Origin of the sequence: Rhabdochromatium marinum (assembly GCF_016583795.1) — a bacterium.
In the GTDB taxonomy this organism is placed as follows: Bacteria; Pseudomonadota; Gammaproteobacteria; order Chromatiales; family Chromatiaceae; genus Rhabdochromatium; species Rhabdochromatium marinum.
Window position 1 is genome coordinate 1 of the sequence record NZ_NRRS01000140.1, and the last position, 2,423, is coordinate 2,423.

At 61.2% G+C, this 2,423-nt stretch carries 2 protein-coding genes; both read right to left on the reverse strand.

The genetic code is table 11. The features are described 5' to 3' along the window. Nucleotides 1–282: 282 nt before the first annotated feature. On the reverse strand, nucleotides 283–1,254 hold the full coding sequence (locus CKO36_RS18750; protein WP_338053525.1) for a reverse transcriptase domain-containing protein: 972 nt from the start codon (nucleotides 1,252–1,254) through the stop codon (nucleotides 283–285). A gap of 12 nt (nucleotides 1,255–1,266) precedes the next feature. Continuing rightward, nucleotides 1,267–1,632, reverse strand: a complete 366-nt coding sequence (locus CKO36_RS20000; protein WP_242469741.1) for a reverse transcriptase family protein — start codon at nucleotides 1,630–1,632, stop codon at nucleotides 1,267–1,269. Nucleotides 1,633–2,423: the final 791 nt, after the last annotated feature.

Here is a 2,423-nt window from a genome sequence, read left to right on the forward strand (position 1 = left end):
AGTGCGCATCTCTCATTCGTGAGACTCCTCGGGCTGATGGTGGGATCACACGGCCACTCTACCCCGTTGTAACTGTGAACATCTGCCTTTCTTTTTCAGTTGTTTATGCCTTAAATTAGTACCATTCGGGTCTGGATGGGATTATTTTCCAGGCACTGAATCAACTCTGCATCAATCGCCTAATCGGGTAAGGGCGGGTGTTTAGCCCGCCCTCCCACACCACCTAGCCTGCGGGTCCGCACTAGGCGGTTCACGAGAAGGAAGCACACAAGGACTTCAGGCCTAGCCATGCGCTTTCATCCACTGATCGCGAATGCTGATCAAGCCCTGGTCTTTCAACCAGTCATTGGTCATCCCGGTTTGCGTGCCCAGCGAGCGGGACAAATGCCAGTAGCTCTTCGAGCTCATGCCCGTCCAGATCGCGGTGCGTATCCGTGTCCCCAGCGCTCTCAACTGGCGAATGCGATTGCGCACCCCGCGCCACTGCTTCCAGTAGCACATGCGGATGCGTCGCCGCAGCCAGTGGTCCAGCTCGGGGATCGGCCGGTAATAGTCCGAGATGCCGAAGTAGCCCATCCAACCACGGACGTATTCGGAGAGCTTCATGAGCCGATAGTCCATGGACACGCCCCAACTCCGCCCGGTCAGCTTACGCAGCCGGTGGCGGAAGTCTTGGTAGGCGCGCTCGGACCAGCGCAGTTTCTTGCCCCGGAAGGTGAATCCCAGGAACACGTCGTCGTCGGTCTTGACCACGCGGCTCTTCTGCTCATTGACCATCCGCTTGAGCGTGCCGGTCAGGTCGCGAGACACGCTCGCCATGACGTGCTCGCCCGCACGGTGGCTTCGGACGAGGATCAGCCGGTCGTCCGCATAGCGGACGAACCGATGCCCCCGTCGCTCCAGTTCCTTGTCCAGGTCATCCAACAGGATATTGGCCAGCAACGGCGACAGTGGCCCGCCTTGCGGCGTACCAATCTCCGTTGCTTCGATGGTTTCCCCAACCAAGACACCCGCCCGCAGGTACGCACCGATCAGCGCCAGCCGCCGCTTGTCGCGCACCTTCCGACCCACGCGGGCCATCAGGACGTCGTGCTGAACCCTGTCGAAGAACTTCGCCAAGTCCAGGTCGACCGCGATGCGGAAACCGTCACCGATATGGGCTTGTACCCACCTCAGTGCTCCATGGGCGGAGCGCCCTGGTCGGAAGCCGACGCTCGCATCCGAAAACTCTGGATCGAAGATCGGCCCCAGCACTTGCGCGATGGCTTATTGGATAACGCGATCCATCACCGTCGGGATGCCAAGCAGACGCTCGCCACCGTTCGGCTTGGGAATCGTCACCCGCCTGACCAGCTGCGGCCGGTAGGTGCCCTCGCGCAGGGCTTGGCGGATCGCCGGCAGGCTCGAACGTGCGAACTCGGGAAAGTCCTTGATGCGCATCCCATCCATACCGGGCGCATCTTTGTTGGCCTTCACGCGCATCCATGCCCGTCGCAGGTTCTCGCTCGCCAGCACCCGCTCCATCAGGTCGTCGTGCAAGGCTGGCAGCAACGCATCGCGCCGCCCCATGTCTCCCCCAAGCGGGTTCGTCGACAGGGGCGAGCCATCCACGGCTCCGCCTTGACTTCTCATGTTCGGCCCTTCGCCACGCGCCCGCTCCACGGTTGCACGGCTACTATGGCCTCGGCTGACTTCTGTCCCGTCACGCCGAGCGTTGCCACCCGACGCGCTGCCCGAGTCACGGTAGGGTCCGGTGGCGATTCCAGCGCTTTCGCACTGGCCCTCAGTCCGGCTCCCCTGGCGACCACAGCACCCGTAGGGTTCGATGGCAATTCCAGCCCTTTCGGACTGGGCCTCAGTTCGACTCCCATAGCCACACGGACCGCTCGCAAGACAGATCTCCTTAGGATTTGCGACATGAACGTTCTCTGCACAACCTCGCCATTTACCGTACCGACGTCGGATCACTGGGCTTCGCTCTCTGTGGCTAGCTCGCCCTCGGGCTCAGCCTTCGATGACGTTTCTGTTCGTAGGCTCGCAGATTTGTTCCAGGCTTCCTTCAGACCTTGCCTTGCGGCTCGGCCCTTGCCCTTCGCTAGTCGTTCTCACCTGATCAGAGACCAGGCGGTGATCCTCCTACAGGGGACTTTCACCCCATTAGTTCATGCCCATGCCGGGCGTATCACGAGGCGCTACAGCCCAACCCAAAAAACGCTGCGAGTTTTTCGGTCGGCTGAGCGCTGGCTTTGGGTGTCATAAAAGCATGTCTCGAGAAATCCATAAAACTTTGGCGTTGGTGCGCCAAGCGAAGCTTGGCGCTTCTTGCCGGGTGAAAGTCCCGGTCGGGTAAGGGCTAGCCACCCACCCGTATCGCGTGTTGCGCCTCTGGCGGATAGCGACGCTCTGGTCGGGAGACTGGTGCT

Excerpts from the sequence above, each read along its gene's own strand:
- CKO36_RS20000 (WP_242469741.1), bottom strand. The coding sequence starts at position 1,632 with ATGAGAAGTCAAGGCGGAGCCGTGGATGGCTCGCCCCTGTCGACGAAC.